The sequence below is a fragment of the Streptomyces sp. NPDC026417 genome, from assembly GCF_055567695.1.
The window spans coordinates 14,155-32,250 of the sequence record NZ_JBVHPY010000026.1; the positions used below are offsets into that span (position 1 = coordinate 14,155).

An 18,096-nucleotide genomic window follows, 5' to 3' on the forward strand; every position below is an offset into this window, starting at 1 on the left:
AGGTGATCAGCGGCGCGCGCGGGACCGACGTCGGGGCCGGTCCTCTTCGTCCTCGTCGACCTCGTCCTCGTCCTCTTCGTCCTCGTCGACCTGGTCGGCGTCCTCCTCCTCGTCGTAGGGCTCCTCGTCCTCGTCGTACTCGGCGTCCTCGTCGTAACCCTCGGCGTCTTCGGCGTCCTCGGCGTCTTCGGCGTCCTCGGCGTCCTCGTCGTAGCCGTCGGCGTCCTCGGCGTCCTCGGCGTCCTCGTCCTCGTACGCGTCTTCGGCGCCCTCCTCACCCTCGGCGCCCTCCTCGCCCTCCTCGCCCTCTTCGCCCTCGGCGCCCTCGGCGCCCTCTTCGCCCTCGCCCTCTTCGGCCTCCTGCTCGCGGCGCTCTTCCTCCTCCATGGCGTCCTCGTGGGAGGTGACGACCTCGCTCTCGCGGATCTCCCCGCGCCAGCCCTCCACCTCGTCGTCGCCGTGCAGCGTGACGTGGCGGGCGAAGTGCTTGAGGTCGAGCCGCACCCGGCGGCCCACGGCGCGCCAGATATTGCCGGTCTTCTCGAAGAAGCCGGCCGGGTAGTACTCGATGATCAGGACGACGCGGGTGAGGCTGGGGGCAAGCTCGTGGAAGGTGACCGCACCCCGGGTGCTGCCCTTGGCGCCCTCGGACGTCCAGACGATCCGGTCGTCCGGTACCTGTTCCTGGACGGTCGCCTTCCAGCCGCGGCTGGACGGACCGATCTTGGCCTTCCAGTCGGACTCGGTGTCGCCGGACTTGCTGACGCTGCGCACGCCCTTGGTGAAGCTGCTGAAGTCCTCGAACTGCGTCCAGTGGTCGTAGACGGTGCGCAGCGGGACGCCGATGTCGACGGTCTCGACGATGTTCGTCGCCTTGATGCTGCTGCCCTTCTTCGAGCTGCTGCCGCCCTTCTTGCCCGTGAACTTCTCGACGATGTTGTCCTTGACGCTCTTGCCCTTCTCCATCATCAGGGCCTTCACCGGCGAGTCACCGCTCATGACCCGCTTGGCGACCCCGCCCAGCAGACCGGAGCCCGAGCCCTCCGCGGCGTCCGAGAGATGGCCGGTCAGATCGCCCAGCTTGTCCTGGGCCTTGTCCGCGAGCTTGCCGCCCATCGCCCCGATATAGCCCGTCAGGGCGTCCTTCAGCTCGTCGACGGGTGTCTTCTCCTGCGTGCTGGCCATCTCCGCTCACCTCCCCCGCCGCGCGCCGGAACCCCGGCCGCCGCCGGCGGATCTGCTCGTCTGACGCGACTGGTTGCTTCCGGAGGAGCGTGCGGTCTTCTTCGCCGCCGCGCCTCGCCCGCTGGTCTTCTTCGCCGGTGCCGTCTTCTTGGCGGCGGACTTCCTGGCGGGCGCCTTCTTGGCAGGCGCCTTCTTCGCCGCGGCCTTCTTCGCCGGCGCCTTCTTGGCGGGCGCCTTCTTGGCGGGCGCTTTCTTCGCCGCCTTCTTGGCGGGCGCCTTCGTGGCCGCCTTCTTGGCAGGTGCCTTCTTGGCCGCGCTCTTCGCCGGTGCGGCCTTCTTCGCGGGCGCCTTCTTGGCCGGGGCCTTCTTGGCCGCCTTCTTGCTCGCCGCCTTCTTCGCCGGGGCGGAGTCGGAGGTCTTCTTGGCAGCCTGTCCGGACGATGTCTTGCGGGCAGCGGCCTTCTTGGCCGGAGCCTCCTTGGCCGGGCTCCTGCCGGCCGCCCTCTTGCGCGGGGGCGGGGGCGCCGCCTTGCGGCCGGCGGACCTCTTCTCGGTCCGTGACCTCCTGCGCTCCTCACGCCCGGACCGCGACCGCTCGGAGCCGCGCTTCCCGCCGGGCCTTTCCTCTTCCTCCTCTTCCTCTTCCTCCTCCTCGTCCGGCTCCGCGCCCTCGTCCGGACCCTCCTCCTCTTCTTCTTCCTCCGGCTCCTCTTCCTCTTCTTCTTCCTCCGGCTCCTCTTCCTCCTCTTCCTCCGGCTCCTCTTCCCGGCCTCTCGCTTCGCGTCTCCGGGCGCCGTCGTCCTCGTCCTCTACGTCTTCTTCCTCGTCCTCCGGCTCCTCTTCCTCTTCCGCCGGCTCCTCGTCCTCGTCCTCTTCTTCGTCTTCCTCGTCTTCTTCGTCCCTGCCCGTGTCCTCGTATCCGTCGTCTTCGTACTCGTCGGATTCGTCGTACTCGTCGTCCTCGCCGTCCTCGTCGACGTCCTCGTCATCCGGGCGGCCCTTGCCGGCGGAGTCGAGGAGCGCGTCCGTACGGTCGCGGAGTGCGTCGGTGAGGGTCGACAGGCGGCGGTTGGCGGCGGCCGAGACGGCCGAGCGCCCGACGCTCAGCAACTCTCCGCGCACCTGCTCGCTGAGATCCTGGAACTGCGGCGTCTCCTGAAGCTTCGCCAGTCCCTGTGAGAGCAGTTGGCCCGGCGAGAGGCTGAAGCGCCGTCCCGCGAGATAGGTGCCGATGGCAAAGGCGACTTTGGCCTTCTTGGTCCGTCCCAGGACGTATCCGCCGGCCACGGCGGCCGCCACGGCCACTTTGCAGCTGTCGTTCATGCGTGCCTTCCAAGCGATGAGGTCATGGTCGGGGGTGCGCAGCCCATGTAGCGGACCGGATGTTCCAGGAGTTCGAGGAGCCGTTCCTCCTCCTGCTCGAAGGCCGCCTCGTCGATGACGCCCTCGTCCAGGTCACGATTGAGGGCGGCCAGGCGTGCCTGCACGGCGCGCGGGTCGTGAGCCTGCCGTTCGGCTTCCTGGAGGAGGTGGTCGGCGACCCACAGGGTGGCGCGCACCGGTGCCAGGGGAAGCAGCAGAATGCCGCTCACGAGCCCCATGTCGTCACACCCCGGCCGCTGCGGGCGCGGTGTCGACGAAGCTGTAGCAGGGCAGCGGGCCGGTCACACTGAGCGCCAGCCGGTCCCCGAACCGGTGCGCCTGTTCGGCGACGGCCTCCCGGAAGCGCTTCTCGTCCGTGGCACGTACCAGGAAGGACGTGCTCAGCACATGGGTGTCGTCGAGCGTGCCCTGAACGGTCCGTTCGGCGAACGGCGCCAGTCTGGCGAGGACTTCGTGCGCCGCGCGCTGCGCCTCCTGGCGCACCGCGCGGGCGATCGCCTCGCCGAGCCGCACGTTGGCGTCGTAGTCGGGCCTGCGGCGGGTCCGGCGGGCCAGGTTGCGCAGCGCTTCGTCCCGGTGGACGAGCCGCTCGAAGGAGCCGGGCACCGTCGCCCCCTTGACGTTCATCTCGACACGCCCTCGGATGCCTTCGAGCTGTGCGGCCAAGTGCGCCTGGCCTGACTGCAGTTGGGTTCGCATCGCGTCGGCGTCGCGAGTGAGGACCGCGAACTGCATCGGGATGACGGGGCCTTGGGTCGCCAGTTCGTCGAGCACGGCCTGGTGGGCCATCAGGTCACGTCGTCGGGCCCTCAGGTTGCCGGGCGCCGGCGAGACCGCGGCACACAGGCCGGACTCGGTCAGCACCTGCACCGGGGCACCGCCCACTCCGAGCGCGCGGGGCGCCCGGACGGGGGCGGGAGCGATGCCGTAGACGTACAGGGCGTCCAGCGCCGTGGAGGTCGTCGCGGTCACGGTCACTCCTCCTCGTCCGCGCGCTTGCGCGAGCGGGAGCGGGGACGGTCGTCGTCGCGGTCACGGCGGCCACCGGACCTGCTGCGCTCGGCGGGGCGGCGGCGCGGACGCTCGGACCGCTGCTCGCGCTCGTCGCCCTCGTCCTCGGCGGAGTCGTCGTCCTCGTCACCGGGACCGAGGGCGTCCTTCACCCGGTCGGTGAGCGAGCGGGCCGTCTTCTTGGCGCCCGCCCTGCCGACGGCCTTCGAGACGGGCCCGCCGAAGAGTTCGGGCACGGTCTTGCTGCGTGCGTCGTGCTCCAGGTCGAGGCGGTTGCAGGCCTCGGCGAACCGCAGGTACGTGTCGACGCTGGCCACGACGATCCGGGCGTCCACCTTGAGGATCTCGATGCCCACCAGGGACACGCGGACGAAGACGTCGATGACCATGCCGCGGTCGAGGATGAGTTCCAGCACGTCGTAGAGGGTCCCGGCGCGCGGCGCGCACACGACCTCGTCGCTGTAGGTGGTCATGCGGCGGTCCTTCCGATCTGCGGGGCCAGGAGGCCGGTCATTGGTCTTGGGCGCCACGCCGGTAGCGGGCGACGCGTCGGTACTGCTGCAGTTCTCCCGACGGGTCCAGCTCGACCTCGTAGGTGGCGAGCAGGCTGGTGGTGTCGGGGATCCGCTCCACCTCCAGCACGTCGACGTTGACGATCCAGCCGTCGTCCTCACCGCGGGACACCGCGGAGACGCCCTCGAGGCGGTGACGGATGAGCTGGGTGAGCGCCTCCGCGGCGCGGTGCGCAGCGTCCTGTGCGCCGCGCACCTTTCGCCCGCGGGGCTCGCGTGTGGTGGAGGAGGACGTACTGCGCCGCCGCTCGCCGGTTTCTGCCATGCCCCCACTCTTGACTCAGAAGCGGCGTGGGCGCGTGCTCAGTTAGACCATCCGGGCAGGCGGACCGTCAGGGGCAGGTGAACCGGCAGGGGAAAGGGCCCGGGACGGGGCGAGTTCACGGGCGGCGGGGGCGGGGCACCCTTCGCCCGCGGCCCGGTGGCCGGAAGCCCGGTGCGAACACCCCTGTACGGGCGGTCCCGGCGCCGGTCGCCGCCGACCGGGACCGGGGCGGTGGGCGGCGCGGGCGGCGGCCCGGGTGCCCAGGGCGCGGCGCAGGGCGGTACGCAGGGACAGGCACACCCACGGGCGGACGGGGCGCGGCGCCCGCCGTCCGCACGGGTGCGGCGCGCGCCGCACCCGTGTCCCGCTATCCGGCGCGGGTGTTGCCGCGGGCGGTGATGTGCGCCGGGGGCTCGATGCCGTCGGCGAGCAGGGGGTCGGGCTCCGGTTCCCCCCAGGTGGCGGTCAGCGGCAGGACGCCCGCCCAGAGCCCGAGGGCCGCGTCGGGCCCGTCACCGTCGTCGGGGCCGCCGGTGCGTATCTTGACCGAGGCTTCCTCCAGGGAGAGGGCGAGCAGGGTGGTGGCCGCCAGCTCCTTGCGGTTCGGCCGGCGCGCGTAGTCCCACTGTCCGGGTGTCGCGTGCTCGGTGAGGCGGCGCAGGCCCGCCAGCTTCTCGTCCGGGTCGGTCACGAGGCGCGGTACGCCGTAGATCATCGCGCTGCGGTAGTTCACGCCGTGCTCGAACACCGAGCGGGCGAGCACCAGGCCGTCCACGTGGGTGACGGTCACGCAGATCGCCGCGCCGGGCGACGCGACCAGGCTGCGGCCGGCGACGGAGCCGTGCAGGTACAGGTGCCGGCCGTCGCTGCCGTAGACGGTCGGTACGACCATGGGGACGCCGTCGACGACGACCCCGAGGTGGCAGACGAATCCCGCGTCGAGGACGGCGTTCAGCTGCGCCCGGTCGAGGCTGCCCTGTTCCCGGAGGCGGCGGTGACGGGTGCGGTCCGTGTCGGGCAGGACGGCGGGGAGGTGCGGGTCGCTCACGGTCAGCGCACCCTGCCGCGCGGCTTGAGCGGGACGGGCGGGAGGGCGGGGGCGGACAGCGGAGCGCCGTCGTAGCCCTTGACCTCGCCGAAGCGGGAGCCGGTCGTCCAGTCCTCGCGGGCCTGCTCGATGTCCTGCTGGGTGCGTCCGATGAAGTTCCACCACATGATCAGCTCCTCCTCGAACGGCTCGCCGCCCAGGAGCATCAGGCCCGCGTCCGACTCGGCGCGCAGCGGGAGTTCGGTGCGGCCGCAGCCGAGGTAGAGCATCGAGCCCGGCAGCAGCGGTACACCGTCGACGTGCGCCTCGCCGGACATGGAGAGCACGGCGTACTCGAAGTCGGGTTCCAGGGGCAGCCGCAGGTCGGCACCGCGGGTGAGACTCAGGTCGGCTCCGACGATCGGGGTGTACGTCGTGCCGGGCGAGGTCGCGCCGTCGACACTGCCGAGGACGAGGGTGGCGGTGAGGCCGGGAGCGGTGACCGTGGGCAGGTCGGCGTGGTGCTCGAAGTGCGGGTCGGCGTGCCGGTGCTCGTCGGGGAGGGCCACCCACAGTTGCGCGCCGTGCAGCAGGCGGGCGTGCGACTTGGGGCTCTCCTCGGAGTGGCTGATGGCACGGCCGGAGGTCATCAGGCCGAGCTCACGCGGGCGGATCGTCTGCAGGCTGCCGGTGGAGTCGCGGTGCAGCACCTCGCCCTCGTGCAGCCAGCTGACCGTCTGCAGCCCGATGTGCGGGTGCGGCGGGACCTGCATGCCGGGTTCGTCGGCGATGTCGTCGGGCCCGTAGTGATCGACGAAGCACCAGGCGCCGACCATGCGGCGGCCGAGGTTGGGCAGCAGGCGGCGGACCTCGGTGGACTCGCCGAGCCGGACCGGGCGGGGGCTGAGGAGTTCGCGCACCGGCTCGGCCACCACGAAGCCGCGGCCTCCGCACAGGGCGGGGGCCGCCTCGCGATCAAGATTGCTCATGGCGCCCAACCTAGCCCCGTCCGGGGCCCGTCGTCAGTCCGTTGCCCACCCATTGCGGGGCACTTGCCTCGAACCGGCACGGCACATCCGTTCCCCGGCATCCCGGCCGGGGCCCTCCGCGACCGGCACGCGTCTCCCGGCCCCTGCCGGACTCCTCCGCCGCCGCTCCACCGCATAGTAGTGGAATATTCAACGACCTGTCGCGGTTGGCGCCCCCGAAGGAGGTCAGCAGTGGACATGAACTACTACGACCACGGGACGGCCGCGGAGCGCTGGGAGCGCGCCCGGATGTTCTTCGACGCCAAGGACTACGCGGCCGCCGCACGGGTGCTGAGCGGTCTGGTCGACGAGGTGCCGGAGCAGGTGGGCCCCCGGCTGCTGCTGGCACGCGCGTACTACCACTCGGCCCAACTGCGCCGTGCGGAGACCGAGTTGCGCGCTCTCGTCGAGCGGGACCCGGTCGAGCACTACGCCCGGCTGATGCTCGGCCGGACCCTCGAACGCCAGGGCAGGCAGGAGGAGGCGCGCTCGCACCTGCGGATCGCCTCGGCGCTCGCGGGCGACTTCGAGCGAGTGTGACCGTCCGCCCCGCCGGGTCCGGCTCGGACCCCGGCGGGGCGCGACCGGAGCAGGGGGCGGCCGGACCGGCGGCGCGTGGCCGGGACCGGCGGGCCCGCGGCGGACCCGGCGGGCGGGGCCGGGTCCACGTGGGTCACGCCGCCCGGCCGCCGTAGGTGCGCTTCCCCTTTCGGTACGCGATCTCGCCCAGGGCGACGTCGACGGCGATGAACAGGGCGAGCGGGATGCCGAGCAGCGGGACGAAGTAGCCGAGGACGGCGACCGCGGCCATGAGCGGTACGAGCATCCGGGCGGGCACCTGCTGCCAGGCGCCGCGCGGGACCGGCCGGCCGAACCCCGAGGCGCGGCCGCGCAGCCACCACATGCGGTAGCCCCAGAGGATGAGCAGGACCAGACAGAGCGCGAGTGCCATCAGGGCGAGCTGGTTGGCCAGCCCGAAGAGGACACCGGTGTGGGCGTCGATGCCCCAGCGGGTCAGCTTGGCGAGCAACGGGTAGTCGGCGAAACGGAGTTCGTCCGTGATCCGCCCGGAGCCCGGGTCGACGGCGACGGCGTCCTGCTTCTCCGGCCAGCTGCGCTGGATCTGTTTCACGACGTACGCGGACGTCCCCGGGTCGGCCGGGGCGGGGACCACGATCTCCACGGGGTCGCCCAGCCCCTCGGCGCGGGCCGCCGCGAGGACCCGGTCGATCCCCACCTCGCCCCGCGTGCCGCCGGATGCGCCGGACCCGCCGTCGCCCGTCTGCGGCGCGTGGCCGCCGTGGTCGCCGCCGGCCGCCGAGATCGACGGGGTGGCGTGGCCGAGGGAGGTCCTGAGCTCGTCGATGTTGGCCCCGGCGTACGCCGACCAGGTCAGGCCGGTCGCCGACAGGAAGAAGAACCCGGCCGCCGCCCAGACGCCGACGCTCGCGTGCAGGCCGAGGGTGCGGCGGCGGCCGCTGGTGCCCCGTACCTTCCGCCGCGCGCGCCGGCGCCCGAACCACAGCACCAGCCCGCCGCCGGCGATCACCCACAGCCAGCTCGCCGCGAGTTCGCTGTACAGCCGGCCGGTCTCGCCCAGCTGCAGATTGGCGTGGAGCCCGTCGACCCAGGTGCGCAGGGGCAGCGCTCCGGTGGATCCGTACTGTTCCAGCGCCCCGCGCACCTTCCCGGTGTACGGGTCGACGAAGACCGCGAGGGAGTGCTCTTCGTCGACGCCGGGCACGCCCGACATCAGCACCCTGGTCGTGGCGTCCGCTTCGGGTGACGGTCGCACGGCGGTGACCGTGCCCTCCGGGTGCGCCGCGCGGGCGGCGGCCACCTGCCGGGACAGCGGGAGTTCGGCATCGCCCACGGGCACGGTCAGTTCGTGGGCGTACACGATCTTCTCGGCCTGGAAGGAGGCCGCGTACAGGAAGCCGGTCAGCGCGGCGACCAGCAGGAACGGGGCGACCAGCACCCCGGCGTAGAAGTGCAGTCGCAGGACGAGGGGCCGGAGCGGATTCTTCCGGGCGGACGGCGGGGCGAGGGACTGTGCGGACTCGTCCGTCGCAAGCGAGGGAGCGGTGGTCATCGGCGGGCTTCTCCCGGGTAGGGCACGGACTCGGGCCGCGGGCAGGGCGGTTCGCCCGTGGCGGTGCAGAGGTCGGGGCGCGCGTACGTCGAGTTCCCGCTGATCCGGGTGGCGTGGGTCACACACCGGGAGGGCCGAGGTGCCGGGCCGGGGTCGCGCTCGACCGCTCCGGGCGGTTCGGCCGCCGCGGGCGGAGCGACGGACCGTGGCCGTGCCCGCGCACCGCCGACGGGGGGGCGAGTCGCCCGCGCCGCCTCGCATCGCGCCCGCGGGCTTGGCATCCTGGCCCGATGGCACCCGAACACGAACCCGGCACCTCCCGTCCCCTGAGCGACCAGGTGGAGGAACTGCTCTCCCGGGAGGGCCCGTTGCCGATCGTCGCCGCGGGTGATCCCGTACTCAGGCGTCCCGCGGAGCCCTTCGACGGACAGTTGGACGCGGGGTTGCTGCACCGCTTCGTGAGCGCACTGCGCGCGACGATGCACGCGGCGCCGGGTGTGGGGCTGGCCGCGCCCCAGGTCGGCGTGCCGCTGCGGATCGCGGTGGTCGAGGACCCGGCGCCGGTGCCCGAGGAGGTGCGGGTGGCGCGCGGCCGGGTGCCGCTGCCGTACCGGGTCCTGGTGAACCCGTCGTACGAACCGGCCGGCGCCGACCGGGCGGCGTTCTTCGAGGGTTGTCTCAGCGTGCCGGGCTGGCAGGCGGTGGTGGCCCGGGCCGCCCGCGTCAGGCTGACCGCGCAGGACGAGCACGGCCACGCGGTGGACGAGATCGTCGCCGGCTGGCCCGCGCGCATCGTGCAGCACGAGACGGATCACCTGGACGGCACGCTCTACCTCGACCGCGCGGAGCTGCGCTCGCTGTCGTCGAACGAGGCGGCGGCGCGGCGCTGGGCCCAGCCGACACCGCGGGAGGCCGCGGCGGCCCTCGGGTTCACCCTGCCCGACTGAGGAGGCGGCGCCCGGTCCCACGGGGCGCGGCGCCCCACCCGACCGAAGCGGCGCCGCCTGCCCGACTGCGGAGGCGGCGCCCCGACGTCCGAGGAGGCGCAGCCCTGACGTCGGAGGAGGCGCAGCCTCCCACGCCGAGGGGTCACGGCCCTGCCGGCCGAGCAGACGTTGCCTTCCGCGCCGAGGGGTCACAGCCCTGCCCGCCGAGCAGACGTTGCCTCCCGCGCCGACGGTTCACAGCCCTGCCCGCCGAGCAGACGTTGCCTCCCGCGCCGGGGGCGTGACTCCGCGCTGGGGGGGCGCGGTCTCCCGCGCCCGAGAGCCGCCGACCGGAGTCCGTAGCCCTGCCCGGCCGGAGAACCGCCCGGCCGCGGCGACGTACCCGGCCCGGGAGGGGTCCGGGGCGGACCGGCCGACGGAGCCCGGCCGGTCCCCCCGGGGAACGGGTCCCCTCGGCTCACGCGTCCCGGTACGCCTCCAGCAGTCGGAGCCAGACCTCGCTCACCGTCGGGTACGACGGCACCGCGTGCCACAGGCGGCCGATCGGCACCTCGCCGGCGACCGCGATGGTCGCCGAGTGGATCAGCTCGCCCACGCCGGGGCCGACCAGGGTGACACCGAGGACGATCTCCCGGGCGACGTCGACCACCATGCGGGCCCGGCCGCGGTATCCGTCGGCGTACAGGCCCGCACCCGCGACCGTGGAGAGGTCCACGTCGACGGCGCGGACCCGGTGCCCGGCCGCCTCCGCCTCGGCGAGGGAGAGGCCCACGGCCGCGGCCTCCGGATCGGTGAAGACGACCTGCGGCACGGCCGCGTGGTCGGCGGTGGCCGCGTGGGCACCCCAGGGGTCCGTCTCCAGGAGCGGCACGCCGGAGGCCCGCGCGGCGATGGCGGCGCCCGCGATGCGGGCCTGGTACTTGCCCTGGTGGGTGAGGAGAGCGCGGTGGTTCACGTCGCCCACGGCGTACAGCCAGTCGCTGCCGGTCACCCGAAGGGTGTCGTCGACGGGCAGCCAGGAGCCGGGCTCCAGCCCCACCGCGTCGAGACCCAGGTCGTCGGTCCGCGGCGCCCGCCCGGTGGCGAAGAGGATCTCGTCGGCCTCCAGGCGTTCGCCGGTGTCGGTGAGCGCCACGACGGTCGGGCCCTCGCGGGTCACGGCGGTCACGGACGCTCCGGTGCGCACGTCGACGCCCGCTTCGCCGAGGGACTCGGCGACCAGTTCCCCGGCGAAGGGCTCCATGCGGGGCAGCAGTCCCTTGCCCCGGACGAGGAGGGTGACCCGGGAGCCGAGTGCCTGCCATGCCGTGGCCATCTCGACGGCGACCACACCGCCGCCCACGACGATCAGCCGGCCGGGCACGGCCTGCGCGCTGGTGGCCTCGCGGCTGGTCCAGGGCCTGACCTGGGCGAGTCCCGGCAGGTCGGGGAGCGCGGCCCGGGTGCCCGTGCACACGGCGACGGCGTGCCGGGCCGTGAGCACGCGCCGCTCGCCGTCCGGTTCCTCGACCGTCACCTCCCGTGGCCCCGAGAGCCGCCCGTGCCCCCGATGGAGGTCGGCCCCGATGCCCTCCAGCCAGCCGACCTGCCCGTCGTCCTTCCAGTTCGAGGTGTAGTAGTCCCGGTGGGCGAGGACCGCGGCGGCGTCGAGGGGGCCCTGCACCGACTGGCGCAGACCCGGCACCCGGCGGGCGTCGGCACGTGCGATCACCGGGCGCAGCAGGGCCTTGCTCGGCATGCACGCCCAGTACGAGCATTCGCCGCCGACCAGTTCGCTCTCCACGACCGCGGTGGAGAGGCCTGCCGCACGGGTGCGGTCGGCGACGTTCTCCCCCACGGGCCCGGCACCGAGCACCACGACGTCGTACGCGATGGTTTCCGTTTCCGTCATGGGGCCAGTCTGGTTGTTGGTGTGCGCCCTGGCCACACGGGTACGTGCGCGGAATACGCCACCGTGGGGCAGCGTTGTCGACAGCGGCTTGCCCCCGAGCCCCGATTCCAGGAAGAGGGAAACACGCCATGAGCAGCACCGTGGAGCTCACCAAGGAGAACTTCGACCAGACGGTCACGGAGAACGAGTTCCTCCTGATCGACTTCTGGGCGTCCTGGTGCGGGCCGTGCCGGCAGTTCGCCCCGGTCTACGAGAAGGCGGCGGAGGCCAACCCGGACCTGGTGTTCGGCAAGGTGGACACCGAGGCGCAGCCCGAGCTGGCCCAGGCCTTCGGCATCCAGTCGATCCCGACGCTGATGATCGTCCGTGACCAGGTCGCCGTGTTCGCGCAGCCGGGCGCGCTGCCGGAGGCCGCCCTGGACGACGTCATCGGCCAGGCCAGGAAGCTGGACATGGACGAGGTCCGCAAGGCCGTCGCCGAGCAGCAGGCGCAGGAGGCGCAGCAGTCGGGTCAGGACGGCGAGTAGTCGACCCGCCCCGCCCGCCCCGACCGCTCCGGTTGCCTGCCGGCCGGCCCTGCCGCCCGCCGGGTTACGGCACGATCGCGCGCCGGGATCGGCCCAGTGGGCCTCGGACCGGCACGGTTGCGCCCGCCGGAGGCTTGGGCCCGCGCGGCCGGAAGCGCCCGGGCTCAGATCGCGATCGGGAGCCCCGTGTAGTTCGCGGCCAGTTCCGCGGCCGCCGGACGGGACGCGGTGATCCTGCGCAGCCGGGTCAGCTGCAGCCGGTCCTCGAACGCGTCGCCGTCCGGTTGCGTGTGCAGCATGCGCGTCATGTCGTACGAGAAGCGGGTCGCCTGCCACACCCGGGCGAGGCACAGTTCCCCGTAGCAGTCCAGGAGTTGGGCCGATCCGGTGAGGTGCAGCTGGGTGAAGCCGCGGGCCAGCACGCGGACGTCGGACACCGCGAGGTTGAGTCCCTTGGCGCCTGTCGGAGGCACGATGTGGGCGGCGTCCCCGGCCAGGAAGAGCCGCCCGTACTGCATCGGCTCGTGGACGTAACTGCGCATGGGCGTGACCGACTTGGCCGTGATCGGGCCGCGCCGGAGCGTCCAGTCGCCGTCGATCGCGAAGCGGGCGGCGAGTTCGTCCCAGATGCGGTCGTCGGACCAGTCGGCCGGATCCGTTCCGTTGGGGACCTGCAGGTAGAGGCGGGAGACCTGGGACGAGCGCATGCTGTGCAGGGCGAAGCCGCCGTCCCCGCGTGCGTAGATCAACTCCTCGCAGGAGGGCGCCACATCGGCCAGGACCCCGAGCCAGGAGTACGGGTAGGCGTGTTCGTGAGCACGCCCGACACCGGCCGGGAACGTGGCACGCGCGATGCCGTGGAAGCCGTCGCAGCCGACCACGTAGTCGCAGTGCAGGGTCTCCTCGCGTCCCTCGTGCGTGAAGCGTACGCGGGGGTTCTCGCTCTCCGGCCTCTCGACCGCGAGGGCCTCGGCCTCGAACAACAGCGGTGGCCCGTCCGCCAGTTGGAGGGCGATGAGGTCCTTCACGATCTCGGTCTGGGCGTAGATGGTGACGGTGCGGCCGCCGGTGAGGACCGGGAAGTCGATGTGGTGCCGCTCGCGGTCGAAGCGGAGCTCGATGCCGTGATGGACCAGCCCCTCGATCTCCAGCCGGTCCGCGGCGCCGCACGCGCGCAGCGCGTCGACCGTGCCCTGCTCCAGCATTCCGGCACGCTGGCGCTGCTCGACGTGGGTGCGCGTCCTGCGCTCCAGGACGACGCAGTCGATCGCCGCCCGGTGCAGCAGCCGGGCCAGCAGCAGCCCGGCGGGTCCGCCCCCGATGATGCCGACCGTCGTCCGCATGACGCGCCTCCCCAGTCCTCAGCTCGATTCGCGCTGCACGACCCTCGCCCCCAGTACGTCGTGCGCCTCCGGCGCGGCCCCCGGTTCGCGGACCGCCCGGTCCACCAGCTCCGCGAGGTCGCGGCCGGCCGGCAGGTCGATGTGGACGGTGCTCAGGCGCGGCCTGAGCAGTCTGCCGAGCATCAGGTCGTCGGCGCCGATCACGGCCGTCTCCTCCGGGACGGCGATGCCCTCGTCCTGCAGGGCCCGCATGAGCAGCATGGCGTACTCGTCGTTGTACGCGAACACCGCGTCCAGGCCGAGTGACCGCCAGTTTCCGGCCAGCCGGGCCGCCGACTCCTCGGTATGGGCGAGCGGCAGCTCGGTCACGGTGGCGTCCGTGCCGTGCACGGCCCGCCGTACGCCGTCCAGCCTCGGCCGGGAGAAGACCTCCAGGCCCGGCTCCTCGGGGACGACGACACCGATCCGGCGGCGTCCCCGGGCGAAGAGGTGGGCGCCGGCACTGTGCCCCACGCCCGCGTGGTCCATGAGCAGGGCGTGCGCACCCTCGACGCGCTGGGTGCCGAGCGTGACGACGGCCCGGGCACCGGAGCGTTTGAGGACGGCCACGCCCTGGGGGCCCAGCTCGCTGCCGGGCACCAGCACCGCGACGGGCCGCAGTTCCGCCCACGCCCGGGCGGCCTCGTCGCCGTGCAGCCCGACGCTGCCGTACTGCACGACGGTGTAGTCGAGGCGGCCCAGCGCCCATTGGAGTTCGTTGAGGAACCGGCTGTAGAGCGGGCCGACCGGCACGTTCGGGGCAGGCATCAGGACCATGCGGCTGTGCCCGGCGCGCAGGCTGCGGGCGGCGGCGTGCGGGACGTAGCCGAGTTCCTTGGCCGCCTCGTGCACCCGGCGGCGGGTGGGTTCGCTGATGCGGACGGCGCTGGTGTTGTTCAGTACGTACGAGACGGTCGCGCGGGAGACACCCGCCAGGCGTGCCACATCCGCGCTCGTCGGCACGGGGAGCGGTGCGGGCGACGGCGGGGCGGGGTCGTTCGGTATCTGCACCATGACGTACCGCATCCTTGCAGAAGCCCGGCGCGCCGCCTTGCCCCGGGGGAACCTCCGGTGTCCGCCGCCGCGTCCCTGGTGGCCAACGGGCCGGAACTGCCTTCTCCGAAAAGGAAGTTCGGCATCCCGTACCGCCCTGGCCGCCGGGAGGTTACCGTTCGGTAGACGTCGTGCATCCGGAGGTGCCCGTATGGCCGAGGACCGTGCCCCCGGTCTGGTGGAGTGCGCCCGCGCGCTCGCTGCCGGAGAGCTGAGCGCCCGGGCGGCGGTGGAAGGCTCGCTGGCGCGGATCGAGGCCACCCAGCCGTCGCTGAACGCCTTCCGCCGGGTGCGCGCCGAGGCGGCGCTGGCCGAGGCCGACGCGGCCGACCGCGAGCTGGCGGCCGGCGGGCGGCGGCCCCTGCTCGGCGTGCCGGTGGCCGTGAAGGACGACATGGACGTGGCGGGTCTGCCGACGGCCTTCGGCTGCCCCGGGGAGTACCCGCCCCGGGACCTCGACGGCGAGGCGGTGCGAAGGCTGCGCGCCGCCGGTGCCGTGATCGTCGGCAAGACCAACACCTGCGAGCTCGGACAGTGGCCCTTCACCGAGGGTCCCGCCTTCGGCGCCACCCGCAACCCCTGGCACGGCGAGCACACCCCGGGCGGTTCGTCCGGCGGCTCCGCCGCGGCGGTCGCGGCGGGCCTGGTGCCCGCCGCGCTGGGCTCCGACGGGGCCGGCTCGGTCCGCATCCCCGCCGCCTGGACGCACCTGGTCGGCATCAAGCCGCAGCGCGGCCGGATATCGACCTGGCCGCGTGCCGAGTCGTTCCAGGGGATCACCGTCAACGGCCCGCTGGCCCGTACGGTCGCGGACGCGGCGCTGCTCCTGGACGCGGCGAGCGGACAGCACAGTGGGGATCTCCACCGTCCGCCCGCTCTGCGCGTCTCGGACGCGGTGGGCCGCGATCCCGGCAGGCTGCGGATCGCCCTCTCGCTGAGGCCCCCGTTCACGGCGGTGCCGGTGCGGCTCGATCCGCACGTACGGGCCCGGGTCGTCGCCCTCGCGGAGCATCTGGCCGCGCTCGGGCACCTCGTGGAGGAGGCCGAGCCCCGCTACGGACGGATCGGGCTCACCTTCGTCCCGCGCGCCACCGCGGGCATCGCCGAGTGGGTGCGCGAGGCGCCGTTTCCCGACCTCCTCGACCGGCGCACCCGCGAAGCGGCCCGGCTGGGGCGGCTGTTGGGCGGGACTCCGCTGCGGGTCGCCCGCCGGGCGGAGGCCGCGCTGCACAGCCGGATCGGCGCCCTCTTCGACTCCTACGACGTCCTCCTCGCACCGACGACGGCCGCTCCCCCGCCCCGCATCGGCGCCATGCTGAACCTGAGCGGTCTCGGCACCGACCGCGCCATGATCGCCGCCTGCCCCTACGCCTGGCCGTGGAACGTGCTGGGCTGGCCGGGCGTCAACGTCCCCGCGGGGTTCGTGGGCGACGGCCTGCCCGTGGGCGCCCAGCTCCTGGGCCCGGCGCACAGCGAGCCGCTGCTGGTGTCCCTGGCGGCCCAGTTGGAGGCGGACCGGCGCTGGCACGAACAGTGGCCGCCCCCCGCGGCCTCCGCGCGGGCCTCTGCGACATAGCAGCCCCCCCCGAGGGGAGCCGGTTGCCGAGCGGGGCTGCGGGCAGCCCGGGAAACTCACGTCACCACGACGTAGTTGCCGGGAGTTGCGCTTGACGCGGGCCGTGAGCCCCGAGGATCGTCGCCCGGCGAGTTCGGTACGTATCCGGTGACCGGCGGTCCGGCGGCCTTACGCTGTCGCCATGGACGATGCGCCGATGGTCGGGTTGATGGGGCGGGTCACCGGCACGGTCGGGCCCGGGCTCGTGGGCGAAGTGATCGTCCGGGTGCGGGGCGGGGCCGAGCACTTCCTCGCGTATCCGGCCGCGGCGAAGGAACGCATCGAGCGCGGGACCGTGGTCATGGTGGTGGAATACCTGCCGCCGAGGACCGTCTACGTCTCGGCCGCGTACGACAGTTGAGCCCCCAGCGGCCCAGGTGAGAGCCGCTCGCATCAAGATTGCCACAAGGATCCGCCGATCTCTGTACCGCGGCCCCGCAGAGGAGCACACTCCCGTTCGTTCGGTGCCGAGAGGGCACCATGCAAAGGGGGCGTATGCCGATGATCGTCGGCGTCGTGGCGGGGGCGGTTGTCCTCGCACTGATCTTCATCGTTGTGGTCTTCAAGCTCATGTGGCGCGTCGCGGAGCCCAACGAGGCACTCATCATCTCCGGTTCGAAGCATCGGACCGAGGGACTCGAAGAAGGCATGGGGTTCCGCATCGTGACGGGGCGCGGCACGCTGGTGATGCCGGGCGTGCAGGCGGTGCGCAAGCTGTCGCTCGACCTGAACGAGACCGAGCTGTCCGTGGACTGCGTGACCCACCAGGGCATTCCGCTCAGGGTGCGGGGCGTGGTCATCTTCAAGGTGGGCGACGACTTCGTGTCGATCGCCAACGCGGGCCGCCGCTTCCTGGACCAGCAGAAGCTGATGGCCGAGCGCGTGCACAACGTGTTCGCCGGTCATCTGCGGTCCATCGTCGGCGGGTTGACGGTCGAGGACATGATCCGCGACCGGGACAAGCTCACCGGGCAGACCCGTGCCGCATGCGGCACCGAGATGGAGAAGCTGGGCCTGATCGTCGACTCGCTGCAGATCCACGAGATCGAGGACCCGACCGGCTACATCAAGAACCTCGCCATGCCGCACGCCGCCGCCGTCCAGCGGGACGCGCGGATCGCGCAGGCCGAGGCCAACCGGCTGGCCACCGAGGCCGAGCAGCAGGCGGCCGCCCGGATGTCGGAGGCGACCCGGGACAGCGAGATCCTCCAGGCGGGCTACCAGGCCGAGCGTGACAAGGCGGCGGCGAAGTCCCGGCAGGCGGGACCGCTCGCCGACGCCGCCTCCCGTCAGGAGGTCGTCGTCCAGGAGACCCGCGTCGCCGAACTCGAGGCGCAGCGGCGGGAGCAGCAGCTCCAGGCGGACGTGCGCAAGCCCGCGGACGCCAAGGCGTACGAGAAGCGCACGCTGGCCGAGGCCGAGCGTGACGTCCGGATCTCCGCGGCCCAGGCCAAGGCGAGGGAGACGGAACTCGCCGCGGCGGCGGAGGCGACCCGGGTCAAGACGGCCGCGGGAGCCGAGGCCGAGGCGACCAAGGCCCGGGGTGCGGCCGCCGCGACGGCGACCCGGGCCACGGGTGAGGCCGAGGCGGCCGCCGCCCAGGCCAAGGGGCTCGCGGCCGCCGAGGCGACCCGTGCGCAGGGTCTGGCCGAGGCGGAGGCCATCAAGGCGAGGGCCGCGGCCCTCGCCGAGAACCAGGAGGCCGTGGTCGCGCAGCAACTCGCCGAGAACTGGCCGGAGATCGTCCAGGCCGGGGCGAGCGCGTTCAACAACGTGGAGCACATGGTGCTGCTCAACGGCGCCGACGGCATGTCCGACATGTTCGCGAAGGCGCTCACGATGGGCGGCACCGGTCTGGGCCTGGCCCGTCAGCTGCTCTCCTCGATGAACCAGAACGGGACGGCGGCGGAGGGCGCCGCCGGGCTGAACGGCTTCGTGCCCCCGCGCACCCAGAAGGTGCCGGTGGAGAAGGACGACGAGTGAGCCGGTCCGCCTGAGGGATGCCCGGCGCGCCGGGCACGGGCGCGGCCCCCCCCCGGGAGGGGGCGCGGGCGTGGCGGACGGGACCAGAGGGAGGGGGGGGGGGGGGGGGAGCTGCCGCGGTCCCCTTGAATGCCA

At 73.2% G+C, this 18,096-nt stretch carries 18 protein-coding genes; 6 read left to right on the forward strand and 12 right to left on the reverse strand.

Features of this window, described 5'->3' with window-relative positions; all coding sequences use genetic code 11:
* Nucleotides 1-6 precede the first annotated feature (6 nt).
* From ACZ4NT_RS32055 to ACZ4NT_RS32090, 8 genes are all read right to left on the reverse strand, one after another.
* Nucleotides 7-1,185, reverse strand: coding sequence for an SRPBCC family protein (locus tag ACZ4NT_RS32055; protein WP_467728580.1), 1,179 nt, complete (start codon nt 1,183-1,185; stop codon nt 7-9).
* 6 nt (nt 1,186-1,191) lie between these two features.
* Nucleotides 1,192-2,508 carry a histone H1-like repetitive region-containing protein gene (locus ACZ4NT_RS32060; RefSeq protein WP_467728581.1) on the reverse strand — a complete coding sequence of 439 codons (1,317 nt, stop codon included), beginning with the start codon at nt 2,506-2,508 and terminating at the stop codon, nt 1,192-1,194.
* Nucleotides 2,505-2,786 carry a gas vesicle protein GvpG gene (locus ACZ4NT_RS32065; RefSeq protein WP_121407403.1) on the reverse strand — a complete coding sequence of 94 codons (282 nt, stop codon included), beginning with the start codon at nt 2,784-2,786 and terminating at the stop codon, nt 2,505-2,507. Before ACZ4NT_RS32065 ends, ACZ4NT_RS32060 begins: the two co-directional genes overlap by 4 nt.
* 4 nt (nt 2,787-2,790) lie before the next feature.
* On the reverse strand, nt 2,791-3,540 hold the full coding sequence (locus ACZ4NT_RS32070) for a GvpL/GvpF family gas vesicle protein (RefSeq protein ID WP_467728582.1): 750 nt from the start codon (nt 3,538-3,540) through the stop codon (nt 2,791-2,793).
* A 2-nt stretch (nt 3,541-3,542) separates the two neighbouring features.
* On the reverse strand, nt 3,543-4,052 hold the full coding sequence (locus ACZ4NT_RS32075; RefSeq protein WP_121407401.1) for a gas vesicle structural protein GvpA: 510 nt from the start codon (nt 4,050-4,052) through the stop codon (nt 3,543-3,545).
* Nucleotides 4,053-4,089: 37 nt separating this feature from the next.
* A complete protein-coding gene (locus tag ACZ4NT_RS32080) occupies nt 4,090-4,416 on the reverse strand; it encodes a gas vesicle protein GvpO (RefSeq protein WP_121407400.1) in 327 nt (108 codons plus the stop codon).
* Between the two features lie 367 nt (nt 4,417-4,783).
* A complete protein-coding gene (locus ACZ4NT_RS32085; protein WP_121407399.1) occupies nt 4,784-5,464 on the reverse strand; it encodes a pyridoxamine 5'-phosphate oxidase family protein in 681 nt (226 codons plus the stop codon).
* Nucleotides 5,465-5,466: 2 nt separating this feature from the next.
* The gene (locus ACZ4NT_RS32090; RefSeq protein WP_121407398.1) at nt 5,467-6,432 is read right to left on the reverse strand and encodes a pirin family protein; all 966 of its coding nucleotides are present in this window, start codon (nt 6,430-6,432) and stop codon (nt 5,467-5,469) included.
* 231 nt (nt 6,433-6,663) lie between these two features.
* Here ACZ4NT_RS32090 and ACZ4NT_RS32095 point away from each other — a divergent pair, with 231 nt between their 5' ends.
* Nucleotides 6,664-7,011, forward strand: a complete 348-nt coding sequence (locus tag ACZ4NT_RS32095; RefSeq protein ID WP_467728583.1) for a tetratricopeptide repeat protein — start codon at nt 6,664-6,666, stop codon at nt 7,009-7,011.
* Between the two features lie 133 nt (nt 7,012-7,144).
* On the opposite strand, the gene ACZ4NT_RS32100 is transcribed toward ACZ4NT_RS32095, so the two are convergent.
* Complete coding sequence (locus tag ACZ4NT_RS32100; RefSeq protein ID WP_467728584.1) at nt 7,145-8,563, reverse strand: PepSY-associated TM helix domain-containing protein; 1,419 nt, start codon at nt 8,561-8,563, stop codon at nt 7,145-7,147.
* Nucleotides 8,564-8,853: 290 nt separating this feature from the next.
* Here ACZ4NT_RS32100 and ACZ4NT_RS32105 point away from each other — a divergent pair, with 290 nt between their 5' ends.
* On the forward strand, nt 8,854-9,510 hold the full coding sequence (locus ACZ4NT_RS32105; protein WP_121407395.1) for a peptide deformylase: 657 nt from the start codon (nt 8,854-8,856) through the stop codon (nt 9,508-9,510).
* Between the two features lie 457 nt (nt 9,511-9,967).
* Here the strand turns inward: ACZ4NT_RS32105 and ACZ4NT_RS32110 are convergent, their stop codons facing one another.
* Complete coding sequence (locus ACZ4NT_RS32110; protein WP_467728585.1) at nt 9,968-11,401, reverse strand: dihydrolipoyl dehydrogenase family protein; 1,434 nt, start codon at nt 11,399-11,401, stop codon at nt 9,968-9,970.
* A gap of 128 nt (nt 11,402-11,529) precedes the next feature.
* On the opposite strand from ACZ4NT_RS32110, the gene trxA reads away from it, so the two are divergent.
* The gene (gene trxA, locus ACZ4NT_RS32115) at nt 11,530-11,928 is read left to right on the forward strand and encodes a thioredoxin (protein WP_121407393.1); all 399 of its coding nucleotides are present in this window, start codon (nt 11,530-11,532) and stop codon (nt 11,926-11,928) included.
* Nucleotides 11,929-12,092: 164 nt separating this feature from the next.
* Here trxA and ACZ4NT_RS32120 read toward each other — a convergent pair whose 3' ends face one another.
* Together ACZ4NT_RS32120 and ACZ4NT_RS32125 are read right to left on the reverse strand one after the other, a co-directional pair.
* The gene (locus tag ACZ4NT_RS32120; protein WP_467728586.1) at nt 12,093-13,271 is read right to left on the reverse strand and encodes a 4-hydroxybenzoate 3-monooxygenase; all 1,179 of its coding nucleotides are present in this window, start codon (nt 13,269-13,271) and stop codon (nt 12,093-12,095) included.
* An 18-nt stretch (nt 13,272-13,289) separates the two neighbouring features.
* Nucleotides 13,290-14,324, reverse strand: a complete 1,035-nt coding sequence (locus ACZ4NT_RS32125) for a LacI family DNA-binding transcriptional regulator (protein ID WP_121407391.1) — start codon at nt 14,322-14,324, stop codon at nt 13,290-13,292.
* Between the two features lie 190 nt (nt 14,325-14,514).
* On the opposite strand from ACZ4NT_RS32125, the gene ACZ4NT_RS32130 reads away from it, so the two are divergent.
* From ACZ4NT_RS32130 to ACZ4NT_RS32140, 3 genes are all read left to right on the forward strand, one after another.
* Nucleotides 14,515-15,939 (forward strand): amidase, encoded by a 1,425-nt coding sequence (locus ACZ4NT_RS32130; protein WP_121407390.1) that lies wholly within the window; start codon nt 14,515-14,517, stop codon nt 15,937-15,939.
* Nucleotides 15,940-16,120: 181 nt separating this feature from the next.
* Nucleotides 16,121-16,339 (forward strand): hypothetical protein, encoded by a 219-nt coding sequence (locus ACZ4NT_RS32135; RefSeq protein WP_121407389.1) that lies wholly within the window; start codon nt 16,121-16,123, stop codon nt 16,337-16,339.
* 134 nt (nt 16,340-16,473) lie between these two features.
* Entirely contained in the window at nt 16,474-17,961 is a 1,488-nt protein-coding gene (locus ACZ4NT_RS32140; RefSeq protein WP_121407388.1) for a flotillin family protein, read from the forward strand.
* The last annotated feature ends 135 nt before the right edge of the window (nt 17,962-18,096 follow it).

Excerpts from the sequence above, each read along its gene's own strand:
- ACZ4NT_RS32055 (WP_467728580.1), bottom strand. The coding sequence starts at position 1,185 with ATGGCCAGCACGCAGGAGAAGACACCCGTCGACGAGCTGAAGGACGCC.
- ACZ4NT_RS32060 (WP_467728581.1), bottom strand. The coding sequence starts at position 2,508 with ATGAACGACAGCTGCAAAGTGGCCGTGGCGGCCGCCGTGGCCGGCGGA.
- ACZ4NT_RS32065 (WP_121407403.1), bottom strand. The coding sequence starts at position 2,786 with ATGGGGCTCGTGAGCGGCATTCTGCTGCTTCCCCTGGCACCGGTGCGC.
- ACZ4NT_RS32075 (WP_121407401.1), bottom strand. The coding sequence starts at position 4,052 with ATGACCACCTACAGCGACGAGGTCGTGTGCGCGCCGCGCGCCGGGACC.
- ACZ4NT_RS32080 (WP_121407400.1), bottom strand. The coding sequence starts at position 4,416 with ATGGCAGAAACCGGCGAGCGGCGGCGCAGTACGTCCTCCTCCACCACA.
- ACZ4NT_RS32090 (WP_121407398.1), bottom strand. The coding sequence starts at position 6,432 with ATGAGCAATCTTGATCGCGAGGCGGCCCCCGCCCTGTGCGGAGGCCGC.
- ACZ4NT_RS32100 (WP_467728584.1), bottom strand. The coding sequence starts at position 8,563 with ATGACCACCGCTCCCTCGCTTGCGACGGACGAGTCCGCACAGTCCCTC.
- ACZ4NT_RS32105 (WP_121407395.1), top strand. The coding sequence starts at position 8,854 with ATGGCACCCGAACACGAACCCGGCACCTCCCGTCCCCTGAGCGACCAG.
- ACZ4NT_RS32110 (WP_467728585.1), bottom strand. The coding sequence starts at position 11,401 with ATGACGGAAACGGAAACCATCGCGTACGACGTCGTGGTGCTCGGTGCC.
- trxA (WP_121407393.1), top strand. The coding sequence starts at position 11,530 with ATGAGCAGCACCGTGGAGCTCACCAAGGAGAACTTCGACCAGACGGTC.
- ACZ4NT_RS32120 (WP_467728586.1), bottom strand. The coding sequence starts at position 13,271 with ATGCGGACGACGGTCGGCATCATCGGGGGCGGACCCGCCGGGCTGCTG.
- ACZ4NT_RS32125 (WP_121407391.1), bottom strand. The coding sequence starts at position 14,324 with ATGGTGCAGATACCGAACGACCCCGCCCCGCCGTCGCCCGCACCGCTC.
- ACZ4NT_RS32130 (WP_121407390.1), top strand. The coding sequence starts at position 14,515 with ATGGCCGAGGACCGTGCCCCCGGTCTGGTGGAGTGCGCCCGCGCGCTC.
- ACZ4NT_RS32135 (WP_121407389.1), top strand. The coding sequence starts at position 16,121 with ATGGACGATGCGCCGATGGTCGGGTTGATGGGGCGGGTCACCGGCACG.
- ACZ4NT_RS32140 (WP_121407388.1), top strand. The coding sequence starts at position 16,474 with ATGCCGATGATCGTCGGCGTCGTGGCGGGGGCGGTTGTCCTCGCACTG.